This is a genomic window from Hymenobacter terrenus, from assembly GCF_000972495.1.
GTDB lineage: Bacteria > Bacteroidota > Bacteroidia > Cytophagales > Hymenobacteraceae > Hymenobacter > Hymenobacter terrenus.
The window spans coordinates 233,822-257,737 of record NZ_LATM01000003.1; the positions used below are offsets into that span (position 1 = coordinate 233,822).

Consider the following 23,916-nt stretch of genomic DNA (forward strand, 5'->3'; position numbering starts at 1 on the left):
AAGAAATTAGAAGCCAAACGGCACCGGCAGGTTGAGCGCCTGGAAGTCGTTGGTCGAGTTGTTGGTATCCTGCAGAATGCGGCGCGTACCGAACGTGCGGACCACCTTGCGGATCACCGCCTGCGACGTGTAGCGGCCACGCGGGCAGTACGCATAGCCCGCGTCCAGCTCAGCCGTAAACTTCTTCGGAACCAGTTGAGTGGAGCTTTCCTGGCATTCCACGGCATCCAGCAGGATGCTCTTGGGAACCTGGTAATAGTAGTTTGTATTCGACGAGACACTGGCCGTATTCGGGCGCGGATATTTATTGAACGTGGCCGCGTCGCTAGTCGAGCGGAAGATGGCAAACCCATCACGGCCGGCGTTGTCGAGAATCATATCCGTACCGAAGGTTTGCACGAGGCGCAGGTTGGGCACGGCCGGGTTGTCGAGGTCCGAATCCAGTCCCTGGTTGTAGTAGGCTTCAAACGAGGCGGTGCTCAGGTCGATGGTCAGGCTGGGGTCCCGCACGGTTACGACCGTCCCGTCGGTGCCGGTGTAAGGTGCTTTATGGTTGAGAGCGGTCTGGGCAATGACGATGCTTTGGCCGGGCTGCACCGGGTACTGCTGACCGGTGCCCGGAATCTGCCATAGGGCGCGCGTATACACGAAGTCCTCATTGGCCCGCACCGTCCGCGGCATCCCAATGGACTTGCTCCAGTCGTACTGGCCGCTGGGCAGCAGGTGGCCGGGCAGCGCGCCGGTGGGGATGGTGCGGTTGCCTTCAATCTGGGCCAGGTACAGGCCATCGGCGTAAAGCACCGCGTCGGTGTTATTATACAGCTCGATGAACTGGTCGCGGGACTGTGCCCCGTTCACCCGGTCGGAGCCGGCATAGTACAGTTGCTTGATGACCAGCTCGCCCGACGTGCCGGCTTTCAGCGTGAGGGCCACCGCGTTGGTTTGGCCCGGCGTAATGGTTTGGTTCTGGGCCGTGGCCTGGAACAGCACCGGCGCGCTCACCTGCACCCCGGCAAATGTCAGAAACTGCGCCGGGCTCATTTCCAAACGGGCCGTCACGTTGTAAGCCCCGGCCGGAATGCTGCCGAACGTGGCCTGCCCCTGGGCGTCGGTGGTGGCGGTCAGGCTTTCGCGGGTGTTGATGTTTTCAAGCTTCACTTCCACGGCTTCGGCAACCTGGTTGGCATAGGCAGCATCAAAGGTCACGGTGGTCTGGGCCTGGGCGGCCGGGGTTTCGGGGTCGTCTTTGTCGCAGCTCCAGAGAGTGGGGAGCAGCAGGCACAGGCACAGCAGGCGCGATAGGTGTTTCATAGGTGGTAAGAGGTAAATATTAGCCGGAGGAAAAGACCAGACCACGGGCGGTTAGAATGTAAGCACCAGCTCCGAGCCGAACGTAGGGTTTTGATTGTAAACTGTAAGTACCTGCGTATCGCGGTTGAACTGCTCCGGGCGCAGGTTGAGGAAGTTATTGGCGAAAAAGGACAGCCGGGCCAGCTTGCCCAGCTCCTTGGCTAGGCGCAGGTGCAGGTTGCCGTACACGAACGGCTGGCGCTCCTCTTCCTGGTCGATAGGGTTGCGCAGGTTCTGATAAGCCCCGTTCTGCTGCTCGGCCCGCGACACGGCTACGTATTGGCCGCTGGGCCGGTAGAAACCCTGGGCGTATTCAAACGGCTCGCGTCGGCTCGACCAGCTGCCCCAGAACAGCTGCCCGCGCAGCGTCACCACGAGGCCCAGCCGCGAAAGATGCGTGGTGGAGCTGACCGTAGACAGGGCCGACTGGCCGTTGCGGTCCGCCTGCTGGTACACCACTTGCTCGATGTCGCGGAACTCGGCCGAAAGCGGGTCTTTGCGGGTATAGGTAAGCCGTCCGGCCGAGAGAAAATAGCTGTTGGTATAGGCCGTGCTCAGATCGAAGGAGGTTTGCAGGGCCCGCAGCTTGGGCGTGCGCACCAGCAGCTCCAGGCCGTAGTTGGTGGTGCGCAGGTTGTTTTCCACTACGCCGTAGTTATAGGAATACACGCGCTGCTGGCCCGTCGGCTCAGCCGTAGGAGGCTGGCCCGGCACCGGGCTCGCCAGCCGGTACTCTGGCAGCTCCAGCTGCAACCGCCGCTGATTGACGCTGAAACCGTCTTCATCCTGCTTGCGGTAGGCCGTCACCGACAGCGCATAGCCCCGGCGACTGCGGACATTCATGCCCACTTCCAGCGTCCGGGCCCGGGCGGGCCGGAGGTTCGGGTTGGCCGGATTCACCACTTGCGTGTGCACCAGATACAGGCTCTCATTCTCGCGGCCATTGAAGCTTACCAGCAGCGGCGACTCGAAATAAAGCAGGCCGGGGTAGCGGTGAATCAGCCCCGGCGCTTTGGCTGACACGCCGTAGGCGGCATTGAGCTGCAGGGCCTCGCTCAAAAACAGCTTGGCATTGAGGCGCGGCGCCAGGGTCGAAAACCCGTTCTGGTTGTCGTAGCGCAATCCCAGGTTGGCCACCAGCCGGCGCGGGCCCCATTGGCGCACCACCTGGTTTTCCAGAAACGCCCCGGCCTGCACCATGCCCGGCACCGAGCTAAAGTCGAAGGGCCGCGTTCCTTTCCCGTCTACGTTAGCCTGCACGGAGGTAATGGGCCGCAGTGGGTTGAAGAGGCGGCCCGCGCCCAGGTTCCGGTCGTAGCTCACCGAAACGCCCCCCGTCAGGGTATGGCTCCAGGCGCCCGTAGCCCAGAACAAGGTGTTGTCGGCGCGGGCGTACAAGTTCAGGGGGCGCCCAATAATGCGCTGCTCGACATCGTACACACCTGGCGTGAAGCTACCCCGGCTGATGCCCGTGGTCATCGCATCGGATACGGGCTTTACCTGCTGGTTCTCAAATCTGTAGTGGTACGTGTCCTGATAAGAATAGGAGGCTCCGAACTGGTAGCTCACGTACTCCGACCAGGGCCGCAACAGGTTCAGGGTGCCCCGGTTGCTGAGTGCCAGGCGCTGGTCGCGGGAGTAAGTGCGGCGGGTGTCTTGGTCATCGGGGTCGGTGCGGGCATCGTCCAGGGTCGAGTGGGCGTCGAAGGCCAGGGAGTTGCGGTGCCGCCGCGCCGGGCCGAACTGAGCGGTATAAATCGTGCCCAGCGTCAGCCGGTTGAAGGCTTTAGTTTTGAATTGCGGCTCCGGGTTGGAGTTCACAAACGTGCCCGATACGTTCAGCGCGTTACCATTAGCCAGCCCGATTCCTTTACTGGCCGTCAGTTCGGTGGTGCCGCTCTGGGTGCGCGTACTCACGCGGTAGGGCGTGCGGCCCGCCTGCCGGTTCACAATGATGGCGCCGCTGCTCAGGTCGCCGTAGCGGGCCGATGGCACTCCCTGAATCACCTCCACGCTCTCGATGTTGTTGGCCGGAATCTGCTTTAAATCCAGCGAGCTGCCCGCGTAGCTGCCCGATGCGTAGTCGCCACCCCGGGAGTTGTCCGGCACCGAAAAACTACCGATAACGCCCCGCCGGCCAGGGTCGTCGGCCTGTAGGTTGCCGTTGTTGCCCCAGGTAGCCCCGTCCACGATGATGGCGGTCCCGAACGCGTTGTTCTGGCTGAAGGCGGCCGTTTGGTCGGTGCCCCGTGTGACGACGGGCGCACTACGCAGTGTAATGGCCTGTGCGCCCTGCAAATTAGTGTTGAGCAGGACCTTGCCCGGCAGCAGCTGGAGTACGTCACCAAGGCTATAGGCCTGGGTTTGCTCAATGGCCTCCCGACCCAGGGTAATGGTCGAGTTAGACACCTGCTGCCCCGAGCGGGTGGCATTGACCTGCACATCGGCCAGGGCCAGGGAGCGGAGCGGTAGTTGCAGGTCACGGCGGGTTTCAGCATCGGCGACCAACTTTATGGGCACTTCCACATCTTGGCGGCCCACGTAGGTGGCGCGCAGCGTAACCTGCCGGGCCGCGCTGGCCGGCACCCGCAGCCGGTACTCGCCGGCCTCATTAGTAGCCGTGCGCACCCCCAACTCCACAATTTCAAGCACTGCTGCGGGCAAAGGCTTTCGGCTTTCGGCGGCCAAAATATTGCCCGTGAGCGTATTATATGACTGCACTGGTTGCGCCTGCAACGTAAAGCGCCCACTTAGAAGAAGAGCTAGAACCAGGATAATGGTAAAAGGACGCATGCAGTGGCGAATGGACAGACCACAAAAGTAACTACCTATTTAGAAGATTCTAAATAAGCATTTAAAAAACCACAAAGTATTCTTGTTTGCGCACTTACAGGGTTGTTTAAAAGCCTGTACTACTTGACTTGCGCCCTGTTTTTGCTAACCCGCTGTCGGTTAAAGATGATTTATTTCCAAAACACAGATTGACAATGCCTCGCGTCCTATTTCAAGTAAGGAAGGTTTCGTTGTGAGGATACGGTTTATTAGCACGCCTACGTTAGATGCGTTCCCTTTATTAATTAGGAACAGTTGACAACCGGTTACACTTCCTAAATTTATGGGATTATTGACTAGCTCAAAATTTCTGCTTTTCTCACCCCTACTACCTTGCTCATTATGCTTCACTTAGCCTCGTATCACTTTGTCAGACACTCTAGGTGGGTGGCAGTCAAGGTACTGGGCTGGGTGCTGGCTATTGCACTGTTTGGAGGCTGCTCCCCAGCACAGCCGAAACGTCCGACCTACCGCATTGTGTTTTCGCAGTGCACCAGCAAAGGTTTGTGGCGGCAGGCAATGCTGGAGGGCATCCAGCGCGAATTGAATTTTCACCCGGAAGTGCAATTTCAGATGCTCGACGCGCATGGCGAAAGCAAGGAGCAGCAGGTTCAGATTCGCTCACTGCCTCGGGGGAAAGTAGATTTATTGATTGTGACCCCCTGCGAAACGGTTACGCTGGCCGCGAATATGCAAGACCCCTTGACGGCTGTCGTGGAACAAGTCTACGAGCAGGGATTGCCAGTAGTCGTGCTCGACCAGGCCCTTAATTCGCGCCGCTACACGGCCTATGTGGGGAGTTCCAACCGGGAAATAGGCCGGGCCGCTGCCAACTACGCTGCCACTCTACCCCAACGGCAAGGGCACGTAGTGGAAGTGTTAGGCATGCCTGGCACGACCGCCGCCGCCGACCGGCACCAGGGCTTTGTGGAGCGCCTGGCCGCTCACCCTCGCCTGCAGTTGGTGGGGCAGGTATCCAGTGACTGGCAGTCTCTTACCAAACAGGCCGAGCTGGAGGCGCTGCTGCGCGCCCACCCCGAAGTGGACCTCATTTTCGCCCACAGCGACGTGCTGGCGTTGGGAGCCTACCGCGTGTGTCAGCAGCTGGGCCGGGCTCGTAAAATGCGCATCATCGGGGTAGATGGGCTCCCTGGCCCTCAAGGGGGAATTGGACTGGTGCAGGACGGCGTGCTCTCGGCCTCCATTTTGAATTTGCCAGCGGGCGAGGAAGCCATGCGTCTGGCCATGCGCATCCTTGATAAACAGCCCTATGTTCGCGAAAACATGTTGGGCATCACGGTTATCGACTCAGCCAATGTGTTGATGATGCGCCAGCAAACCGACCGGCTGGCCAGTCAGCAGCGCGATATTGAGCGGCAGCAGCAGCTAATGGATGCCTTACAAGCTACTTACGCTAGCCAGCAAACGATGCTCTATGGTTTGATGGGGGCTTTGCTGGCCGTGGCAGGGTTTGGGGGCTTGGCGTGGCGGGCCAACCGTCAGCTGGCTCTGCGTAACAAGGAAAATACCCGCATTAACGCCCAGCTGACGGCTCAGAACGAGGAAATCAGTCATCAGCGTAATAAACTGGAGGAGCTGGCCGCCGAGGCCCGCGCCGCCACGGAGGCCAAACTACGTTTCTTCACCAACTTCTCGCATGAGCTGCGTACTCCGCTCACGCTGATATTGGGGCCGGTAGAAGAACTGCTCACGGATAAAGTCGGCCTGACCGCTGTGCAGCGCCATGACCTGGGGCTGGTGCGCCGCAATACCCAACGCCTGCTCCAGCTGGTGAACCAGCTCATGGACTTCCGCAAAATGGAAGTGGGCAAAATGCGCGTGCGCGCTACCGAAGGCAACCTGGTAGACTTTGTCCGCGAAATCGTGGATGTGTTTGAGAAGCCCGCCCGCCTGCGCGGCATCGACCTGCGCTGGCTACCGGCCACGCCCGTGTGCAGCATGTGGTTCGATGCCAATATTCTGGATAAGGCCCTGTTTAACCTTCTTTCTAACGCGCTCAAATTCACCCCCGAGCATGGTCAGATTATAGTGCGGGTGCAGCCCGCCGACTCAGTTGGTCGGGCAGTACGCATTAGCGTAGAGGATACCGGGCCGGGCATCAGCGACGTCGACCAAGCGCACATTTTCGAATGGTTCTATCAAGGGCAGGCGAATGGGTCGGGGTCGGCCCAGGGCTCGGGCATGGGGCTGGCTCTGACCATGGGATTGGTGCGGCTGCATCAAGGCCAACTGGTTGTGCGTAGTCAGCCCGGGCAAGGCAGCGTGTTTGAGCTGACCTTACCCCGCGAGCTGCCCACCGAGTTACGAGCCCCCCTTGTTCCTGCCAGCATTGCCACCCACGAACTACCCGCAACGCAGCGGCTATCTAATAAGTCATTGCTAGAGAATATAGTAGTTGAGCCCGTGACGGAGGCAGAAACCGAGACTAGCGCTGCCACGGTGCTGAACGAAACAGTCGTGCTGGTCATCGAAGACAATGTGGAGGTAAACGATTTTCTGGTACGCAAGCTAAGCGCTGATTATCAGGTGCAATCTGCCGCCGATGGCCTGACGGGACAGCAGTTGGCCATCGAGCTGATTCCGGACCTGATAGTGTGCGACGTGATGATGCCCGGCCTGAACGGCCTCGACTTAGTGACCCAGCTCCGGGAAGACTGGCGCACGAGCCACATTCCGGTGGTGTTGCTCACGGCCCGCAACGCGCCCGAGCAACAGGTAGAAGGCGTGCAAGCCGGCGCCGACCTCTACCTCACCAAACCGTTTCATCCGGCGCTATTGTTGGAAAGTGTGCGCACGCTGCTGGCCAATCGGGCCCGCCAGCGTGAGCATTTCCGCCGCGAGCTGAGCCTCGATAAAACAACGGTGGCGCCAACCGATGGCGACCAGCAGTTCCTAACCGACTTAGCCGCCATCGTCGAAGCCAACCTGGACAATACCGACCTAAGCGTAAACAGCATCGGGCGTAGCATGAACCTCTCGCGCATGCAGCTCTACCGCAAAGTCAAGGCCCTGCTGGGCATCGGCGTTTCGGAGTACATCCAGCACGTGCGCCTGACCAAAGCCCGCCAACTGCTGCTCGATGATACCTTGACTATTGCAGAGGTTGGCTATGAACTGGGTTTTTCCACGCCCTCTTACTTCTCCACCAGCTTCAAAGCAAAGTACCAGGTTTCACCCTCTGAGTTTCGTGCAATACACACCACGCCCGACGCTTGAGCGTGAATGCCGGAAACCCCTGCGCGGCCAGTTGGCGACGCAACTACTACTCCTGCTTGCCGGCGGCACCATTGAGGGCCCGGAATTGAGCAGGGAGTAAACTATCCTGGCAGGAACAATCCGCCAAGGCATTCAAATGCTGTTCCTGCTGACGGACCTATGGTTGCTGTCCGATTTGGGCGGCACACAGGCGAACGTAGTTGGTGGGCACAAGCATAGCCACAGGTTTGGTCAAAACCCGTAATAAAGGTGTTCAACCTAGTTTGAAGGGGTGTGCATTTGCGAAAGTGTGTTTCAAAATTGAAAGTGGAAGAAGTATAGCGAAACTATTTAAATTAATAAAATACTGATAATAATTAATTTATGCTCCAAAAGCACATGTGAAGAATCCGCATAAGCTTTTGTGCAATCCAAGAAAGTGCGGGGTGGGGGAGTAGCGGAACTTTGAGAAAACCGTTTCCCATGCCAGCGCCTACTACTATTGTCTGCTTCGGAGAAACCCTGTGGGATGTGCTGCCCAGCAGCCGTCAGCCGGGCGGAGCGCCCTGTAATGTTGCCCTGCATCTGCTCCAGTTAGGCCAGTCAGCCCAGCTCATCAGCCGCGTGGGCGACGAAGAACTAGGCCACGAATTGCTGACTTTTTTAGTGGCCCGCGGCCTTGATCCGGAGCTGGTGCAGCTTAGTCATTCCCACTTAACTGGCATGGTGAAGGCTAACGTTAACACAAATGGCCAGCAGGTGAACTACCGAATAGTACAACCGCTGGCCTGGGACTATATTCAATTCACGCAAAAGCTGCGCACGGTTACCAGCCAAGCCAATATAATGGTGTATGGCTCCCTGGCCGCCCGGAGTCAGGTTAGTCGCGAAACCTTGTATCGGCTGTTGCAATACGCTAGCTTCAAGGTGTTCGACTTGAACTTGCGGCCGCCGCACTACTCTCGCGAAGTAGTGAAATACCTGCTTAAGCAGGCTGACCTGGTAAAGCTCAATGAAAGGGAACTGACAGAAGTTATGCAATGGCTGGGGCATCCGGCTACCCCGCATTCGGCCCTGCCGTGGCTAGCCCAGCAGTTCAACCTGCGGGCCATTTGTCTGACTAAAGGCGCCGCTGGTGCCTCGCTTTACATTGATGGCGCTTGGTGGCACAGTGCGGGCTTCCCTGTGACAGTAGCAGACCCCGTTGGCTGCGGCGACGCGTTCTTGGCTGCCTTTTTAGCCAGTTGGGTAGCTGGCCAGCCACCTGCCCAGTGCTTGCGCCGCGCCTGCGCGGCGGGGGCCGTAGTGGCCAGTCGGCACGGGGCGACGCCGACTTTAACGGAAATGGACCTTCATGCTATTCTTGAAAAAGGCTAAGCCCCCATTCTTTCAGTTTCACGGTTTGTGTCGCTTGGGCGGCGTCAACCTCCTGCAGTATATTTATTCATCGCTCACCCTTTAACCCAAATTCCCATGAAAAACAAAGTACCGCAACTGCTTCTGTGGTTGTTATTATGCTGCGCGTTTTCCAACGCTTACGCCCAGAATTATTACGTGTCAGCTTTAATCGGCTCGGACAGTAATGATGGCTTAACCCCCGCTACCCCCGTGGCCACCATCCAAAGAGGGTCGGATTTGGTGGGCCCTGGAGGAACGGTGTATATTATGAACGGCACCTACAGGAAAACCACCTTCGGCGCCCTTCTGGACTTCAAAAAGTCTGGTGCCCCCGGCGCCTATATCACCTTCACTCCTTACCCGGGTCATAGCCCTCTGCTAACGGCTTCGGGCGGTTGCTGGGAGGCGGTCGTCATTGATGGCTCCTACGTGATTCTCGACGGCTTGGAATTGGAAGGCCGCAATGCCGATCTAACGTTGGCTGGGGCCGAGGAGGCTTACCTGAAATCCTATGGGACACCGAGAGTATTCGATGCCAAGTATAATACGGGAGGAATTAGCATGGCGAAGACGCCGGGTACCAATCCCCATCATATTATTATTCGCAACTGCAAAATCCATGATTTTCCTGGCGGTGGCATAGGTGCTGGCGTGGGTTCTGGGGACGCAACAACGGCTGCGGGTTGCGATTATGTAACGATAGAAAACAACCTGGTATATAACAACTGTTGGTATACCATGTATGCTGGTAGCGGCATTAGCGTTTTTGGCCCTAAACCGATTGACAGCTTCACGGGCTACAAAATTTTTGTGCGTGGCAACACAGTGTATAACAATTTCATTCAAGTGAAATGGCGGCGGGGCAATCAAGCGACGGATATCTTTTCCGACGGCAACGGCATCATCCTCGATGCCAACAATGGCACCCAGAACCGACCAATCTATACGGGCCGCACGTTGGTGGAGAATAATGTGAGCTACAACAACGGTGGCGGCGGGGTGCATGGCTTCCAAGCCGCACGCATCGATATCATCAATAACACCGCCTATAACAATGGGACGACTGTAGGGTACCCGGAAATCGATGGGCAAGACGGGACGGATGTGAAGATTTACAACAACATCATGTACGCCCGCACCGGTGGCAATTGCAACGGCAACGATGCTGGCGCCACCTACGATTTCAATGTCTACTACAACGGCCCCTATTTCCGGGCGGGCACCAACGACATCGTGGCCAACCCCAATTTTGTGAGACTCGGGGTGGATGGCAGTGCCGATTTTCGGCTCCAGGCCCCTAGCCCGGCCCTGAATTCGGGCAGTGCAACTCCCGGCTTCTTCAGCTCTGTAGACATCACTGGCGCTATCCGCCCGCAGGGCAGCCAATCGGACCGCGGCGCCTACGAGTTTCAATCGGGCACCCAGGCCCAAACCATCACCTTCGCCGCCTTGCCCGCGCTAAAAGTGGGCGATGCCGACTATGCTCCGCAGGCAACGGCTTCGTCGGGCTTGCCCGTGTTCTATCGCAGCTCCAATCCGAGCGTGGCGGTTGTTATTGATGGGAAGATTCAGCTCGTGGGTGGGGGAACCACCACCATCACGGCCTCGCAGGGCGGCAATGTGACCTACGCGGCGGCACCCGAGGTCAGCCAACCGCTTACCGTAGACGGAACCGGCTTTGGCACGCTGAGCATGAACTCCACGTTTGATACTGGCACTCAGGGGTGGCGCACCTTCGTCAACAAAGCACCTGCTACGATAGCAATTGCCGCAGTGCCCAAGGAGGGTTATACTGGCAATGCGTTAGAAACGACGGTGGTCCCCATCACCGGTAGCACCGGTGGCACCTTTGATGTGCAGCTGATTCACCCCCTGCCAGTGGAAGCAGGCAAATCCTACACCATTCGCTTCCGGGCCAGCACGGCCACTCCCGCCCCCGTGGATCTGGTGGTACAGTCCGACAAAGCGCCTTTTACCTCGTATCGGTCGTTTTTTGGGACCCGCTTCACGGCAACCCCCACCACGTACACCTTTACGTTTACGCCGCCCACCAACGACGATACCGCGCTGCTCAAGTTCATGCTGGGCCGCTTCACGTCCCCGGTGTATATCGATGATGTTGTCATTACCTCCACGCCGGCACCCGTGATGGTGGTTAAGCAGGGCACGACGGTTATTGCCGACAATACGCCCACCAACACGAACAGCAATTATGATTTTGGTGCGGTGACGTTCGGCCAACCCAAGAAGGTCACGTTCAGTCTTGAGAATATCGGTACGCGGACCTTGAATTTGCTGTACGCGCAGAAAATAAGGGTGACGGGCGCAGGGTTTTCTCTGGCCACCAATGTGCCCGCGCCTACTATTGAGGCAGGTGGCAAGGTTACGTTTGAAGTGCAGTTCACAGCCCCAGGTAGCGGCGTTTTCAAGGGCAGCCTCATCATCGCCAATAGCGACCCAGCTGTAAACAAGAATCCTTATAACTTCACCTTTACGGCCACGGGCGTGAAGGCCGATCAAACCATCGCCTTCAACGACACCACGGCCCTTACCTACGGCGACGATGCCCGGACGCTAGCGGCCACAGCCGCTTCCGGCTTGCCGGTGACGTATACCTTAATCAGCGGCCCGGGCGCCATTAGCCAAGGCAACGTTCTTTCCTACACTGGGGTGGGCGAGCTGGTTGTCGAAGCCACTCAGGCGGGCAATGTTGGCTACAACGCCGCCGCGCCGGTGCGCCGCACCATCGTGGTGAGCCCGAAAGAGCTGCTGGTAACCGCCGCCGACAAGACCGTCACCTACGGGGCCCCCGCACCGGCCTATACCTACACCATCACCGGCTTTGTGCTGGGCGAGACGGAAGCGCAAATCACCGGCAGCCCGGTGCTCAGCAGTGCATACACACCGGCCACGCCAGCTACCGAGGCGCCCGTTATCAGCGTGGCGCAGGGCTCCTTGAGCGCTGCCAACTACCGCTTCACCTTAGTGAACGGTCGGGTCACCATCAACCACACCTTCCCGCTGTTGCTGGAAGCAGAAACGGCCACGGTAAATGGCGGCAAAGTAGCCTCAATATTCAGTGGCTATACCGGCACAGGCTACGTTGGCAAAATCAACCGGACGAACGACTACGTGGAATGGACTGCCAACGTCTCGGGGGCCGGGGTCAGCAATCTGGTATTCCGGTATGCTTCGGCCAATGGTCCTCAAAGACTGTTTTTAACCGTCAATGGCGTCACGCTGCCGGCGCGGGTTCAATTCGTCAATACCTGTGACTGGAGACATTGGACGACCGTCTCGGTATCGGCCAACCTGAATGCCGGCCTCAACACCATTCGCCTCAGCGGTGGCGGCAATGCCAGCCCCAACATCGACCACCTGCTGATTACCAACGATACTTATGGAACCTCGGCACCCCTGGCTCTGACCAGCCTGACGGGTAATAGCAACCAACAGGGCAGCCCCACATCCGCCCAAAACCTGGACGAACTGAGCATCAAGGTGTATCCGGTGCCTGCCATTACCAACTTGCAGCTGGCAGTTCCGGCGCAGGGCCATGGCGAAATCCTGGTGCAAATCATGGATCAATACGGACGGGTAATCTGCTCGAAGAGCGTCCCGGCTAAGCAGGGCCTGAATGATTTCGACTTCGACGTGCGAGCCGTCCCCGCCGGGAGCTATATCCTGCGAATGACTACTGCTGAATTCAGCAAAACACAATTCGTTTCAATAGACAAATAACCCCTTTCCGGTTTCACGCTCAAGAAACACCCTTGCTGGCTATGTCGGCAAGGGTGTTTTTCGCCGACTACGGTCGGCATCAGAGCTCCTGTATTCGACCAGTCAGTTATCGCCGTTAAACGGCCTCTTCTCTAACTCATCTACAAAAATCCGCCCCATAACAGGAAGCCGTTTCAAATCCTATTTCCTCAAGGATTGCCGGGCATGAACGTTAGCTTCAGGCCTACTTCTCCCGCCTAAAGGGGGCCGTTGTGTGCTCTGCGGTATTTACCACCAACCGTGACACCGCTCATTTGTGAAGAACAGGAAACTAGCTGTTGAATAGGCTCATGCAGTGGATACTTGCCACTGCATGAGCCTATTCAACCTGTCCCTGGCTGGGGACGACAGTGTTTGGTCATTCGACCTAACCACAGGCGCACATAACGTGCTGCCCGCTGCTACCACTGAATTTAGTATTTTTCTCTTTCAATTTTCTTGTTTTTCACTAATCCGTTTCACTAAATCCCACTATGAGGAATACATTTTTACTCTTTTATCTGGTGCTGTGCTGTTTTTCCAGCGCCCGCGCTACGAACTACTATGTCTCGTCGGGAGCCAACTCTCCTGTGCTAGGCATCAACTCTACAACAGGCGGGCGGGGGCTGAGTCCAAACCTGCCTTTTGCCACTATTCAGTACGCGGCCGACCTCACTAATCCTGGCGATACCGTTTTCGTACGTTCCGGTACCTACATCCGGCCCTTTTCCTTTTCCCTCGGGGTGGTCGATATCACCCGCACGGGCACTCCCTCCCAGTGGATTGTATTTCGCAACTACCGCGAGGAGAAGCCGCTGATTACATTCAATACCTACAACGGCTTTCGGATCAACGCCGCGGTGGCATACATCGAAATCAGTGGATTCCGCATTCAGGGCAACAACGGCAATGTGACCCTCGCTGCCGCTACCAACCAACCCGGTAGCTGCGCCCTGAATGGCGTGGGTACACCTCCACCCATCTACAACGGTACTGGTATTTCGGCCGATGGCCGGCCCAGCCAAAGCACGGGCCATCCGCACCACCTGCGCTTCGTCAACAATGAGGTGTTCGACTGTGGCGCGGCGGGCATCACCGCCATCGAGTCCGACTACATCACCATCGAGAACAACCTGATTTATAATAACAGCTGGTACACCGTGTACGGGGGAAGCGGCATTTCCTTCCTCGCCAGCTGGAACCTCGACACGAACCCGGGCTACCACATGATAGTGCGCAACAACCGGGTTTTTGGCAATCGTCTCTTCGTGCCTTGGTATAATAAATTCTCTACTGCCGCCAACAAATGTCAGGGCATCACCGACGGTAACGGCATCATCGTCGACACCAACCGCGAGTTGGCCTACACGGGCAGCACGCTCATCGCCAACAATGTCATTGTTAACAACGGTGGCGCCGGCGTGCAGGTCTTTAAGTCCGACAACGTGGACATCATCAACAATACCTTCTACCAGAATGCGCGCAGTCCCGAGCTAAACGCCAGCCGCGGAGAGGTGTTTACCAATCTATCGGATAACATCTTAGTGCAGAATAATATTCTGGCTACCGACAACCTCAATCCGGTCAGCAGTACCAGCCGCACGCCCAACCTAGTCTACAACTACAACCTCTTGTTCGGCGGCCGGCCCATGACCACGCCCGTGCCCGGTACCAACGTGGTGCGAGCCGACCCGCAGTTTGTGAACCCAACCACGGACCCGTTCACTGCCGATTTCCGCCTAAAAGCTACCAGCCCAGCTATTAATGTTGGAGTCAACAATCTGCTCTCGGCTACTGACCTCCTCGGCAACCCCCGCGTGGCGGGTGCCAACCCCGACTTAGGCGCCTACGAGTACGATGCCGCACTGATCATCCCTTCCACTACTTGGCTGGGCGGTGGTACCACCGATTGGAACGCGGCCAGCAACTGGTCGGCCGGGATACCGACCAGTACTTTGGATGCCTCCATTCCCGCTGGTGCGTCGCCCTATCCGGTGGTTGCCACTGCCGCGACTGTGCGCACTCTGACCATCGGTGCCAGCGCCAGCCTAACGATGGGTGGGGGCACGCTGGAGGTGAAAGGAGATATCCGCAACAGTGGCACCTTCAACGCCACCGGCGGCACCGTCACCTTGAACGGCACCACGGCGCAAACCTTGGGCGGCACCACGCAATTCTGGAACCTGACCGTTGCTAACAGTGCCAATGTGTTCCAGGGCGGGGCCGTGAGTATTCGCCGCGTGCTCACCCCAGTCACCGGTACCCTCATTGCCAACGGCCAACTAACGCTGCTTTCCGACGCGGCGGGTACGGCCTTGGTCGACAACAGCGGAGCAGGCTCGGTGAGCGGCAGCGTAGTGGTGCAACGCTACATCGACCCCAGCTCCAATACCGGCGCGGGCTACCGCCACTACAGCTCCCCCGTCGCGGGCAGCACCGTGGCTGACCTGACCACGACCGGCTTCACCCCAGATGTGAGCCAGGCCGCCACCTACAATGCCTCGGCGACGCCTGGCACCACCACGCCGTTTCCCACCGTTTTCGCCTACGACCAGAGCCGCGTGACGCTCACCAACAACTACACGCCGTTTGACCGTGGCTTCGTGGTGCCCACCGCCCTGACTACTCCCCTGGCAGTGGGCCGGGGCTATGCCGTTAATATCGATGCTGCATCGGTGGTCGACTTCGTCGGTACCCTGACCAACGGCCCGCTGACCCTGGCGCTGACGCGCAATGCCGCTGGCTCGGCGAATGCCACCGAGGCTGGCTGGCAGCTGCTGGGTAACCCATACCCCGCCCCACTCGACTACAGTCTGGTGGCGGCTAGTGACCGCACGGGCCTGGAGGCGGCTATCTATGTGAACGTGAGCACCAGCCAGTATGCGGGCACCTACCGCAGCTACGCTAACGGCATCGGTAACCCCGTGCTGCCGGTTGGCCAAGGCTTCTTTGCCCGCGTGGCCAATGGCCAGACCAGCGCCTCACTCACCTTCCGCAACAGCCAGCGCCTGACCACCGCCAACAGCACCACCTTCCAGCGCGCCGCTGCCGACGTGCGGCCCTTGGTACAGCTGGAACTGCGGGCGACGACCGGTGCTGCTGATGCGTTCTACGCCTATGCCGAAACCGGCGCTACCTCGGACTTCGACGCCCAGTATGACGCCCGTAAGCTGCCCAATTCCTCCGGCCTGAACCTGGCTTCGATAGCCAGCAGCGGCGAGGGGCTGTCAATCGACGGCCGCCCGGTTTTCACCGCTAACACCGTGCTCGCTCTGACCGTGGGCGTGCCCAACGCCGGACCCTATACCATCACGGCCGCCGCCATCAACAACCTACCCGCCACGCTCGACGCCCTGCTCACTGATGCCCTAACGGGCCAGACCGTGAACCTACGCCAGCAGCCGGCCTACGCCTTCAGCGTGAGCCCAGCCGAAGCCACTGCCCTCATCAGCGGCCGCTTCAACCTACGTTTCGCCGCACGTACGCCTCTGGCTAGCAAAGGTGCCCTGACGGCCGCTGCCGTAGCCCTGTACCCCAACCCGGCTTACAGCACCTTCACAGTGGTGGTGCCTGCCGTAGCCGGCACCACGCAGCTGCGCGCCGATCTGCTCAACGCCCTAGGCCAGGTAGTGCGCCACCAGGATGCGGCCTTGTCCGCTACCGGCGCCCGCCTCACCATGGAAGCCACCGGCCTCGCTGCTGGCATCTACACCCTGCGGCTGCAGGCTGGCGCCACCACCGTGGCCAAGCGGGTTATTCTACAATAAGTCTGATTATCGCAGGCCGCCCTGTTCGGGGCGAGCCGGTTTTTCTTTCACCATCACGATTTGCCTGAAATAAAAATCTTTTCTACGAAACGTTTCTATGTGAATTCCTCCAATTAGAAAGGTCTCCGGCTTTTCAGCGGCGCGGCTGCTGGCTACTTGGGCCGTGGCTGGCAGTCCGGCCGTGGCCCAACCCAGTTCGACGAGCCCTGGCCTGAGCGTGCCGGTCACCGAAATGCCCCTCGATGGCGGCGCCTTGCTGTTATTGGCCGGTGGCGTGGGCTACGGGCTCCGCCAGCTACGCGCCTGCCAACTCGCCCGCTGCTAGAAAATAGCCGATGCCCGCCTCCCATTGGAAGGTGAAGGCGGGCATCGGCTAAAATCTCTCAACAAAGCATCATGAAGTATAAAATAAGAGTCACTACATTCTTCCTTCAGCTATTCTGGCTCTTCAACCACGCTGCTCACAGCCAAAAACTACCACCTCTTCCAGCTGCGTTAGAATCGCTAAAACCGGTCGATATTTTTCCAAATGACGCGGCCAGTCGTTACACGTTCAATGACGGCAATAAGGCCAGCAAACCGAGCCTGTTCGGCGCAAATGCACAGGACAATCAGCCGGTTTTCACCACCGAAGTATTTGCCCCAACCAAGAGCCATTACCAAGTGCAAGCTTCTTGGGAAAGCGGCTTACCAGTCAAAAAAGGCGATGTTCTACTGGCACGGTTGGCCGTTCGGGCGGTTTATGCCAAACAAGAATCCGGCGAAGCGGTAATCAACTTTTTTGTTCAGCAAACTCAACCGCCGCACGAAAAAAGCGTCATCATCGAGTTGAGTATTGGGCCCGAATGGAAAACAGTTGACATTCCCTTTGTGGCGGCAGCAGACATGCCGGCGAGACAGGCTACCATTTGCATTTCCTACGGGGCGCTGGCGCAGAAAGTGGAAGTGGCGGGCATTCAGGTGTTGAATTTCGAACAGCGCATCGCCCTACCGCAACTGCCAACCACGCGCTTCACTTACGCCGGCCGGGAGGCCAACGCCGCTTGGCGGACCGCTGCCCGGAAGCGCATCGAGGAAATCCGGACGGCGCCGTTGACTATTCAGGTGACCGACGCCAAGGGCCGGCCCGTACCCGGCGCCACAGTGAGGGCCCGGCTGGTGCAGCCGGAATTTGTGTTCGGCACGGCCGTTTCGGTAAAGGACATCAACGCGACCGACCCCAGCGCCGTCACCTACAAAAAGACCCTGAAGGAGCTGTTCAACACCGTGGTGATTGGCAACGGGCTGAAGTGGGAGCCCTGGCGCGACACCGCCCGGCGGCGGCAAACCAAGCTCGCCATCGACTGGATTCAAGGCAACGGGTTCCGCCTGCGGGGGCACAACTTGGTGTGGCCAGGCAAGCAGTTTACGCCGACGGTGTTCAAGCAGCAACCCAACTTCGGGCCGGGCTTCGCTGACTCCATTCGCGCCCACATTCGCAACATTGTGAGCTACACCAAGGGCAAGGTCATCGCCTGGGACGTCATCAACGAGATGGTGCACGAAAAGGACTATTTCGCCGTGATGCCGCGCACCGAAGCGGCCGAGTGGTTTAAGCTGGCCAAGAGCATCGACTCGAAGCCTCAGTTGTTTCTTAACGAATACGGCATGCTAAACAGCGTGGCCAGCCCGCGGAACATCAAGGACTACCTGGCTTTGCTGGCCGAACTGCGCACGGCCGGCGCGCCCATCGATGCCATTGGCATCCAGGGCCACGTGGGCCGGCAGCCCCGCAACCCGGCCCAGGTGCTCACCGACCTGGATATGTTCAAGGACGTGGGGTTGCCCATCCAAATCACGGAGTTTGACATTAACATGAAGGACGAGGAGCTGCAAGCCGACTACACCCGCGACTTCCTCATTGCCTGCTACAGTCACCCGAGCGTGACGGGCTTCACCATGTGGGGCTTCTGGGAAGGCGACCACTGGAAGCCCGACGCTGCCATGTTCCGCAAAGACTGGACCCCGAAGCCCAACCTGGCCGCCTGGCGAAACTTGGTTACCAAGGAATGGAACACGTCTGTAAATCAAACCACCGGCCCCACTGGCGCGGTGAAAGCGCGCGGCCATCTGGGCCGCTACGAGATAAGCGTCAAGAAGGGGAGTATTGTGAAGAAAGTGGTTTACCAGCTTACCAAAGCGGGGGCGCCGGTCAAAGTGAAAATCTAATTCTTTTGCTCAGGAAAAAGCGGCCAAGTACTGGCGGCTGGGTTTTCGTGCAGAAGCTACAACATGAATAAAATCGAGAGTATGCGTATTACGCAAGACATTATTTTGGGCTGGCTGCTGCTGGTTCTTTTCACGAGTCAGGCGGTGGCCCAGGCGGTAACAGCCGCGGCCACAGGCGGCAAAACTTCTACACTCTTGTCATCGGGCTGGCGGTTTCGGCAGGTGGGCAAAGACAACTGGGCGCCGGCCACGGTGCCGGGTTGCGTGCACACCGACCTACTCGCCAGCAAGCAGATTGAGGACCCGCTTTACCGCGACAACGAAACCAAGCTGCAGTGGATTGGCAAAGTGGACTGGGAGTACGAAACCACGTTCACGGTCGCGCCCACCACGTTGCAGCGCAGCAACCTGGAGCTGGTCTTCCAGGGTCTCGACACCTACGCCGATGTAACGCTCAACGACGCGGCCATCCTGCACGCCGACAACATGTTCCGGGAGTGGCGGGCCAACGTGAAGCCTCAGCTGAGGGCCGGCGAAAACCGCCTACATATCCGCTTCCGCTCGCCGCTGAACGAAGTGGCGGGCTTGCCGGCCAAATACGGCTACAACCTGTTCGCCATCAACGACGAGCAGGCCATGGGCATCGTGGGCGACAAAGGCCCGGTGCTGAGCGTGTACACCCGCAAGGCGCCCTACCACTACGGCTGGGACTGGGGCCCGCGCCTGGTGTCGTCGGGCGTGTGGCAGCCGGTGCACCTCGAAGCCTGGGACGACGTCCAGCTGACCAACCTGCGCGTGGTGCAGCGGCAGCTGAGCGCGCAGCAGGCGCAACTGGCGCTGGAAGTGGAGTACGAAGGCGCTGCCTCAGCTGCTAGCCGCGAAGCCACGCTGGTGGTCGAAACCACGGGCCCCGACGGCCAGGTTACCGACTCGCGCGTCGAGCAGAAAGTCACCCTTCAACCCAACCGCCACACTCTCACGGCCGAGCTGCGCCTCGACAACCCGAAACTGTGGTATCCGGCCGGCTACGGCGCGCAGCCGCTCTACTCGTTCCGGGCCCGGCTGCTGCGCAACGGCCAGCCGCTCGACGAAGCCAGCACCCGCACCGGCTTGCGCACCGTGCAGCTGCGCCGCGAGAAGGACGCCATCGGCCGCTCGTTTGAGTTTGTGGTGAACGGCGTGCCGATTTTCGCCAAGGGCGCCAACTGGATTCCGGCCGACATTTTCCCCACGCGCGTCACCCACGGCCGCTACCGCACGCTGCTGCAAGCCGCCAAGGACGCCAACATGAACATGATACGGGTGTGGGGCGGCGGCATCTACGAAAACCAGTATTTCTACGATACCTGCGACGAGCTGGGCCTGCTGGTGTGGCAGGACTTCATGTTCGCCTGCTCGTTTTACCCCGGCAACCCCGAGTTCGTGGCCAACGTGCAGGCCGAAGCCACCCACCAAGTGCGCCGCCTGCGCAACCACCCCAGCATCTGCATCTGGGTGGGCAACAACGAAAACGAATGGGCCTGGCAGGACTGGGGCAAGGTGCCCGAGCGCGTGGGCAACTTCCGCCAGGAAGTGTGGGGCAACTACCTGAGCATGTTCCGCGACCGGCTGCCCACGCTGCTCCAAACCGAAGACCCCAGCCGGCCCTACCTGTCGTCGAGCCCCTCGGCCGAGTTCGAGGACCAGGCCAGCTCGCAAACCCACGGCGACATGCACTACTGGAGCGTGTGGGGCGGCACGGCGCCCATCTCTGACTACGAGAAGCAGGTGCCGCGCTTCATGAGCGAGTACGGCTTCCAGTCCTTCCCCGAGTTCAAGTCGGTGCAGCAGTTCACCAAGCCCGAAGACCACGACATCCTCTCGCCGGTGATGCGCCAGCACCAGCGCAGCAACGTGGGCAACCCGCGCCTGGTGGAGTACCTGCTGCGCGACTACCGCCAGCCCAAGAATTTCGAGTCATTTCTCTACGTGAGCCAGGTGTTGCAGGCCCAGGCCATCAAGCTCGGCGCCGAGCACCTGCGCCGCAGCCGGCCCCGCACCATGGGCTCGCTGTTCTGGCAGCTCGACGACTGCTGGGGCGTGGCCTCGTGGTCGTCTATCGACTACTACGGCCGTTGGAAAGCCCTGCAATATTACGCCCAGCGCTTCTACGCCCCCGTGCTGGTGAGCCCGCACGAGGAAGGCGATAAAGTGCGTTTCTACGTTGTCTCGGACCAAACCCGCGCCCTGCCGGCCCAGCTCGAAGTGCGCCTCACCGATTTCAACGGCCGCGTCTTGTTCCAACAAACCGAAAAGCTGCAGCTCGAACCCCTCACCAGCAAAGCCTACCTCGACATCCCGCGCCGCAAGCTATTGGGCAAAAACGACCCGAAAAAAGCAGTGCTCAGCTGCACGCTCCAGCAAACCGGCGGCCCGGTGCTCAGCACCAACACCCACTATTTCGCACTGCCCAAGGAAATGGCTCTGCCCAAGCCAACCATCCAAGCCACCTGGACGCAAACCACCGACAGCACCTTCCAGGTGCAGCTGCAAAGCAAGACGCTGGCCCGCCAAGTGCACTTGCAGCTGAGCGAAAAGGACGGCTTCTTCGCCGACAACTTCTTCGATTTGCTGCCGGGAGAAAGCCGAAAGTTGACCTTCAAAAGCCAAGGTCCCAGCACCCTGGCCGAGCTACGCAAACAGTTGGTCGTTCGCTCTTTAGCAGATGCGTTTTAGCGGAGTTTGGAAACCGTTATATTTTCCGCGCTTTACATCACGGGTCCGTTTTCGTCCTGGTTCAATTTAGGATAAATATTTGAAATCCAATGCCTAGGCTCCTATTAGTCCAAGTAGTGGATTTTCACGGCGATTTTATGCTCAAAAGCCTGGAGCGGGTCATCCCGATGTGCTCAACGTGGAAGCCGCGCAGGGGCTTGTGTGGCGCAAGTCCTTCACGCAGATTACTCCTGCGAATACCGCATGATTGCGGACCGCTGCATGACTCACTTGTTGCTAGCAGCTAGCCTTAATTCACACTTTTGTCCGCTGGAAATGCTGACCGATGCGCACCTAGGCCTACGATAAAAAACCGAAGTCTCGCGTTACTCACGGCCGTCCCCAACTGTGTCGTGTGGGACTAGTCCCACACGACACAGTTGGGGAATAAGCAAGGTTGTTTCGCTGTAAAACCCAATTTACCAGCTATTAACCGCTAAGAAATTAGTCCTCGACTGACAGCCAGTTTAATGAGGGCGGCGGTATTTTTAGCCTGGGTTTTGGCGATGATGTTCTGGCGGTGCGTTTCGATGGTGCGCTTGCTGGTGAAGAGCTTATCGGCAATTTCTCCGTTGGTGAGTCCCTCAGCGATGAGCTTGAGCACCTCCAACTCGCGGGCCGTGAGGTCGGCGCCGGTGTGGCCCCCATTTTCAGTTGTTAGCATGCCGCCCGAGGATTGGGCCACCGTTTTGTAGAGCATACTGAGGCCGATTTCGGTGCACAAAAACGGGTTGCCAGCCGCCACCGTCCGGATGGCATAGGTAATTTCGGTGATGGCGGCGTTTTTGAGTACATAGCCGAGGGCGCCGGCTTCCAGCATACGGGCCACATAGTTTTCGTGGTCGAGCATCGTGAGCACGAGCACGCGCACCTCCGGAAATCGGCGCCGTAGCTCGGGCATCGTGGCAAATCCATCTAGTACAGGCATCTGCACGTCCATCAGTACAACATCGGCGGGGGTGGCTTCGAGCATGTCAAGTAGCTCCGCACCATTACTGGCTTCGCCCACCACTTCAAGGTCGTCGGCGGCCGAGAGCAACGCCCGGATACCGTCTCGTAAAATGGTATGGTCGTCGGCAAGCAGAATACGGGTCATAGCTGGAAAGATTAAGGTAGTCGAACGAGGGGATAGTCCACAAAGTTGGGCAAGCCCGGGAATACGGAAAAACCATGTCCGTATTTGTACGAACTTGCAAGATGGGGACTTGGGTTTCGAAGGGATTTATACGGCTTTTATTGTGCAGTTTATAGTTGAGCTTCTCCAAGCAAGTATTTTTGAGGCGCTTAAAATCAATTTGTCAATGGTTACCGTTATAGGCGGACGAGTTCTGACCCGCTTAGCTCACGCCATTTTTGTATGATTCGCCTACTCCTTACCGATGGCCACGCCCCGACACGTGAAGCACTACGCATCGGCCTTGGAACAGCTACGAGCCTGGAAATAGTAGGCGAAGCGAGTACTGGCGACGAACTGCTAGCCCAGTTAAGCAGCACCGTGCCAGCCGTGGTGCTACTAGACCTAAATTTGCCCGGCCCCGATGCCTTCGCGTTGCTGCCGGCCATGCGCGAGCAGTATCCACAATTGCGCATTCTGGCCCGGGGCGACCTCACCAATGAGCACTATGTGGCCCGCTCCTTCGACTTGGGTGCCCACGGCTACCTGCTAAAAAATGCCCTGCCCACCGAACTCGTCCATGGCCTGATTACCGTGGCGGCCGGCCGGCCGTTCCTCTGCACGGCTATTGGGCTGGCGGCGCTGAGCCGGTTCTATGCCGGCACTCCCGTCACCGGCGATGCTGCCCGGGCGACGCTGGGCCTCAGTAAGCGCGAAATGGAGGTACTAAATCTGGTGGCCGCCGGCCTGACCAATGCCGAAATTGCCATTAAGCTCTTCACCAGCAAGCGCACTATTGAGACGCATCGCCAGAATATTATGGAAAAAACCCGGACCCGCAATACAGCTGCGCTTATCAGTTTAGCTGCCCGTCAGGGACTGCTGCCGGACTAGGGTGTTGGGTGACTAAGTGAGAAAGTGGAACGACGCTACTAGCTTTAAATCAAGGAGAAAGGTGTCATTTTTTGTCTCATGATTTCGTTGCTTGTGCGGCAATGATAAACTCGGCTAGCTCGCGGAAGCAGCCGTGACCACCTGGGGTTTGGCAGTGAAAGTCGGCTACGGCGCGAGCAAAGGAAGTGGCATCACCGGGGCAGGCGGAAAAACCCACAAGGCCCAGAATCCCAACATCGTTGGTGTCGTCGCCGATGAAAGCTATTTCGTTGGGTGACAAGCCCGTGCGAGCCACGATTTCCTGAAGACACGCCGGCTTGTCCTTAATGCCCAGGTGCAGTTCCTCAATTTGAAGTTTGGCGGCGCGGGTGCGCACCGAGGGCGACATTTCGCCCGTCATAATACCCGATGCAATGCCGTATTCCCGCAGGCGCACCACGCCCATGCCGTCGCGGATGTTGAAGCGCTTCATCTCTTCGCCGCGCTCGGAATAGTACACGCCACCGTCAGTCAGCACGCCATCGCAATCGGTGAGTACGAGGCGGATCCGCCGGGCGCGGGCGGTGAGTTCAGCTAGTTTCATAAAAGCAAGAGTAAGAAAAAAAAAAGATTAGCCAAAAAGGG

The 23,916-nt window shown here is 58.6% G+C and carries 12 protein-coding genes; 8 read left to right on the forward strand and 4 right to left on the reverse strand.

Going from position 1 to position 23,916, the window contains the following annotated elements:
• Positions 1 to 6 precede the first annotated feature (6 nt).
• Positions 7 to 1,311, reverse strand: coding sequence for a DUF4876 domain-containing protein (locus tag WX88_RS07560; protein ID WP_052732457.1), 1,305 nt, complete (start codon positions 1,309 to 1,311; stop codon positions 7 to 9).
• Positions 1,312 to 1,362: 51 nt separating this feature from the next.
• Complete coding sequence (locus WX88_RS07565; RefSeq protein ID WP_046243709.1) at positions 1,363 to 4,143, reverse strand: TonB-dependent receptor; 2,781 nt, start codon at positions 4,141 to 4,143, stop codon at positions 1,363 to 1,365.
• Positions 4,144 to 4,569: 426 nt separating this feature from the next.
• Between WX88_RS07565 and WX88_RS07570 the strand changes: the two genes are divergently transcribed.
• From WX88_RS07570 to WX88_RS07595, 7 genes are all read left to right on the forward strand, one after another.
• Positions 4,570 to 7,419, forward strand: a complete 2,850-nt coding sequence (locus tag WX88_RS07570; RefSeq protein WP_052732458.1) for a hybrid sensor histidine kinase/response regulator transcription factor — start codon at positions 4,570 to 4,572, stop codon at positions 7,417 to 7,419.
• 462 nt (positions 7,420 to 7,881) lie between these two features.
• Positions 7,882 to 8,775: a carbohydrate kinase family protein gene (locus tag WX88_RS07575; protein WP_046243710.1), complete on the forward strand. Its 894-nt coding sequence runs from the start codon at positions 7,882 to 7,884 to the stop codon at positions 8,773 to 8,775.
• Positions 8,776 to 8,871: 96 nt separating this feature from the next.
• A complete protein-coding gene (locus tag WX88_RS28650) occupies positions 8,872 to 12,537 on the forward strand; it encodes a choice-of-anchor D domain-containing protein (RefSeq protein WP_072052960.1) in 3,666 nt (1,221 codons plus the stop codon).
• A gap of 512 nt (positions 12,538 to 13,049) precedes the next feature.
• Positions 13,050 to 16,322, forward strand: a complete 3,273-nt coding sequence (locus WX88_RS27355; protein WP_082115911.1) for a choice-of-anchor Q domain-containing protein — start codon at positions 13,050 to 13,052, stop codon at positions 16,320 to 16,322.
• A 163-nt stretch (positions 16,323 to 16,485) separates the two neighbouring features.
• Complete coding sequence (locus WX88_RS29890) at positions 16,486 to 16,647, forward strand: PID-CTERM protein-sorting domain-containing protein (protein WP_156175998.1); 162 nt, start codon at positions 16,486 to 16,488, stop codon at positions 16,645 to 16,647.
• Positions 16,648 to 16,718: 71 nt separating this feature from the next.
• Entirely contained in the window at positions 16,719 to 18,530 is a 1,812-nt protein-coding gene (locus WX88_RS07590) for an endo-1,4-beta-xylanase (protein WP_046243711.1), read from the forward strand.
• 81 nt (positions 18,531 to 18,611) lie between these two features.
• Positions 18,612 to 21,245 carry a beta-mannosidase gene (locus WX88_RS07595; protein ID WP_046243854.1) on the forward strand — a complete coding sequence of 878 codons (2,634 nt, stop codon included), beginning with the start codon at positions 18,612 to 18,614 and terminating at the stop codon, positions 21,243 to 21,245.
• A 475-nt stretch (positions 21,246 to 21,720) separates the two neighbouring features.
• Here the strand turns inward: WX88_RS07595 and WX88_RS07600 are convergent, their stop codons facing one another.
• Positions 21,721 to 22,380, reverse strand: a complete 660-nt coding sequence (locus WX88_RS07600) for a response regulator (RefSeq protein ID WP_046243712.1) — start codon at positions 22,378 to 22,380, stop codon at positions 21,721 to 21,723.
• A gap of 261 nt (positions 22,381 to 22,641) precedes the next feature.
• On the opposite strand from WX88_RS07600, the gene WX88_RS07605 reads away from it, so the two are divergent.
• A complete protein-coding gene (locus WX88_RS07605; protein ID WP_046243713.1) occupies positions 22,642 to 23,292 on the forward strand; it encodes a LuxR C-terminal-related transcriptional regulator in 651 nt (216 codons plus the stop codon).
• Positions 23,293 to 23,368: 76 nt separating this feature from the next.
• Here WX88_RS07605 and WX88_RS07610 read toward each other — a convergent pair whose 3' ends face one another.
• Positions 23,369 to 23,875: a KdsC family phosphatase gene (locus WX88_RS07610; protein WP_046243714.1), complete on the reverse strand. Its 507-nt coding sequence runs from the start codon at positions 23,873 to 23,875 to the stop codon at positions 23,369 to 23,371.
• Between the last annotated feature and the right edge of the window lie 41 nt (positions 23,876 to 23,916).

Bases quoted from the DNA above. Each gene is read 5' to 3' on its own strand.
- WX88_RS07560 (WP_052732457.1), bottom strand. From the start codon at position 1,311: ATGAAACACCTATCGCGCCTGCTGTGCCTGTGCCTGCTGCTCCCCACT.
- WX88_RS07565 (WP_046243709.1), bottom strand. From the start codon at position 4,143: ATGCGTCCTTTTACCATTATCCTGGTTCTAGCTCTTCTTCTAAGTGGG.
- WX88_RS07575 (WP_046243710.1), top strand. From the start codon at position 7,882: ATGCCAGCGCCTACTACTATTGTCTGCTTCGGAGAAACCCTGTGGGAT.
- WX88_RS28650 (WP_072052960.1), top strand. From the start codon at position 8,872: ATGAAAAACAAAGTACCGCAACTGCTTCTGTGGTTGTTATTATGCTGC.
- WX88_RS27355 (WP_082115911.1), top strand. From the start codon at position 13,050: ATGAGGAATACATTTTTACTCTTTTATCTGGTGCTGTGCTGTTTTTCC.
- WX88_RS07590 (WP_046243711.1), top strand. From the start codon at position 16,719: ATGAAGTATAAAATAAGAGTCACTACATTCTTCCTTCAGCTATTCTGG.
- WX88_RS07595 (WP_046243854.1), top strand. From the start codon at position 18,612: ATGCGTATTACGCAAGACATTATTTTGGGCTGGCTGCTGCTGGTTCTT.
- WX88_RS07600 (WP_046243712.1), bottom strand. From the start codon at position 22,380: ATGACCCGTATTCTGCTTGCCGACGACCATACCATTTTACGAGACGGT.
- WX88_RS07605 (WP_046243713.1), top strand. From the start codon at position 22,642: ATGATTCGCCTACTCCTTACCGATGGCCACGCCCCGACACGTGAAGCA.
- WX88_RS07610 (WP_046243714.1), bottom strand. From the start codon at position 23,875: ATGAAACTAGCTGAACTCACCGCCCGCGCCCGGCGGATCCGCCTCGTA.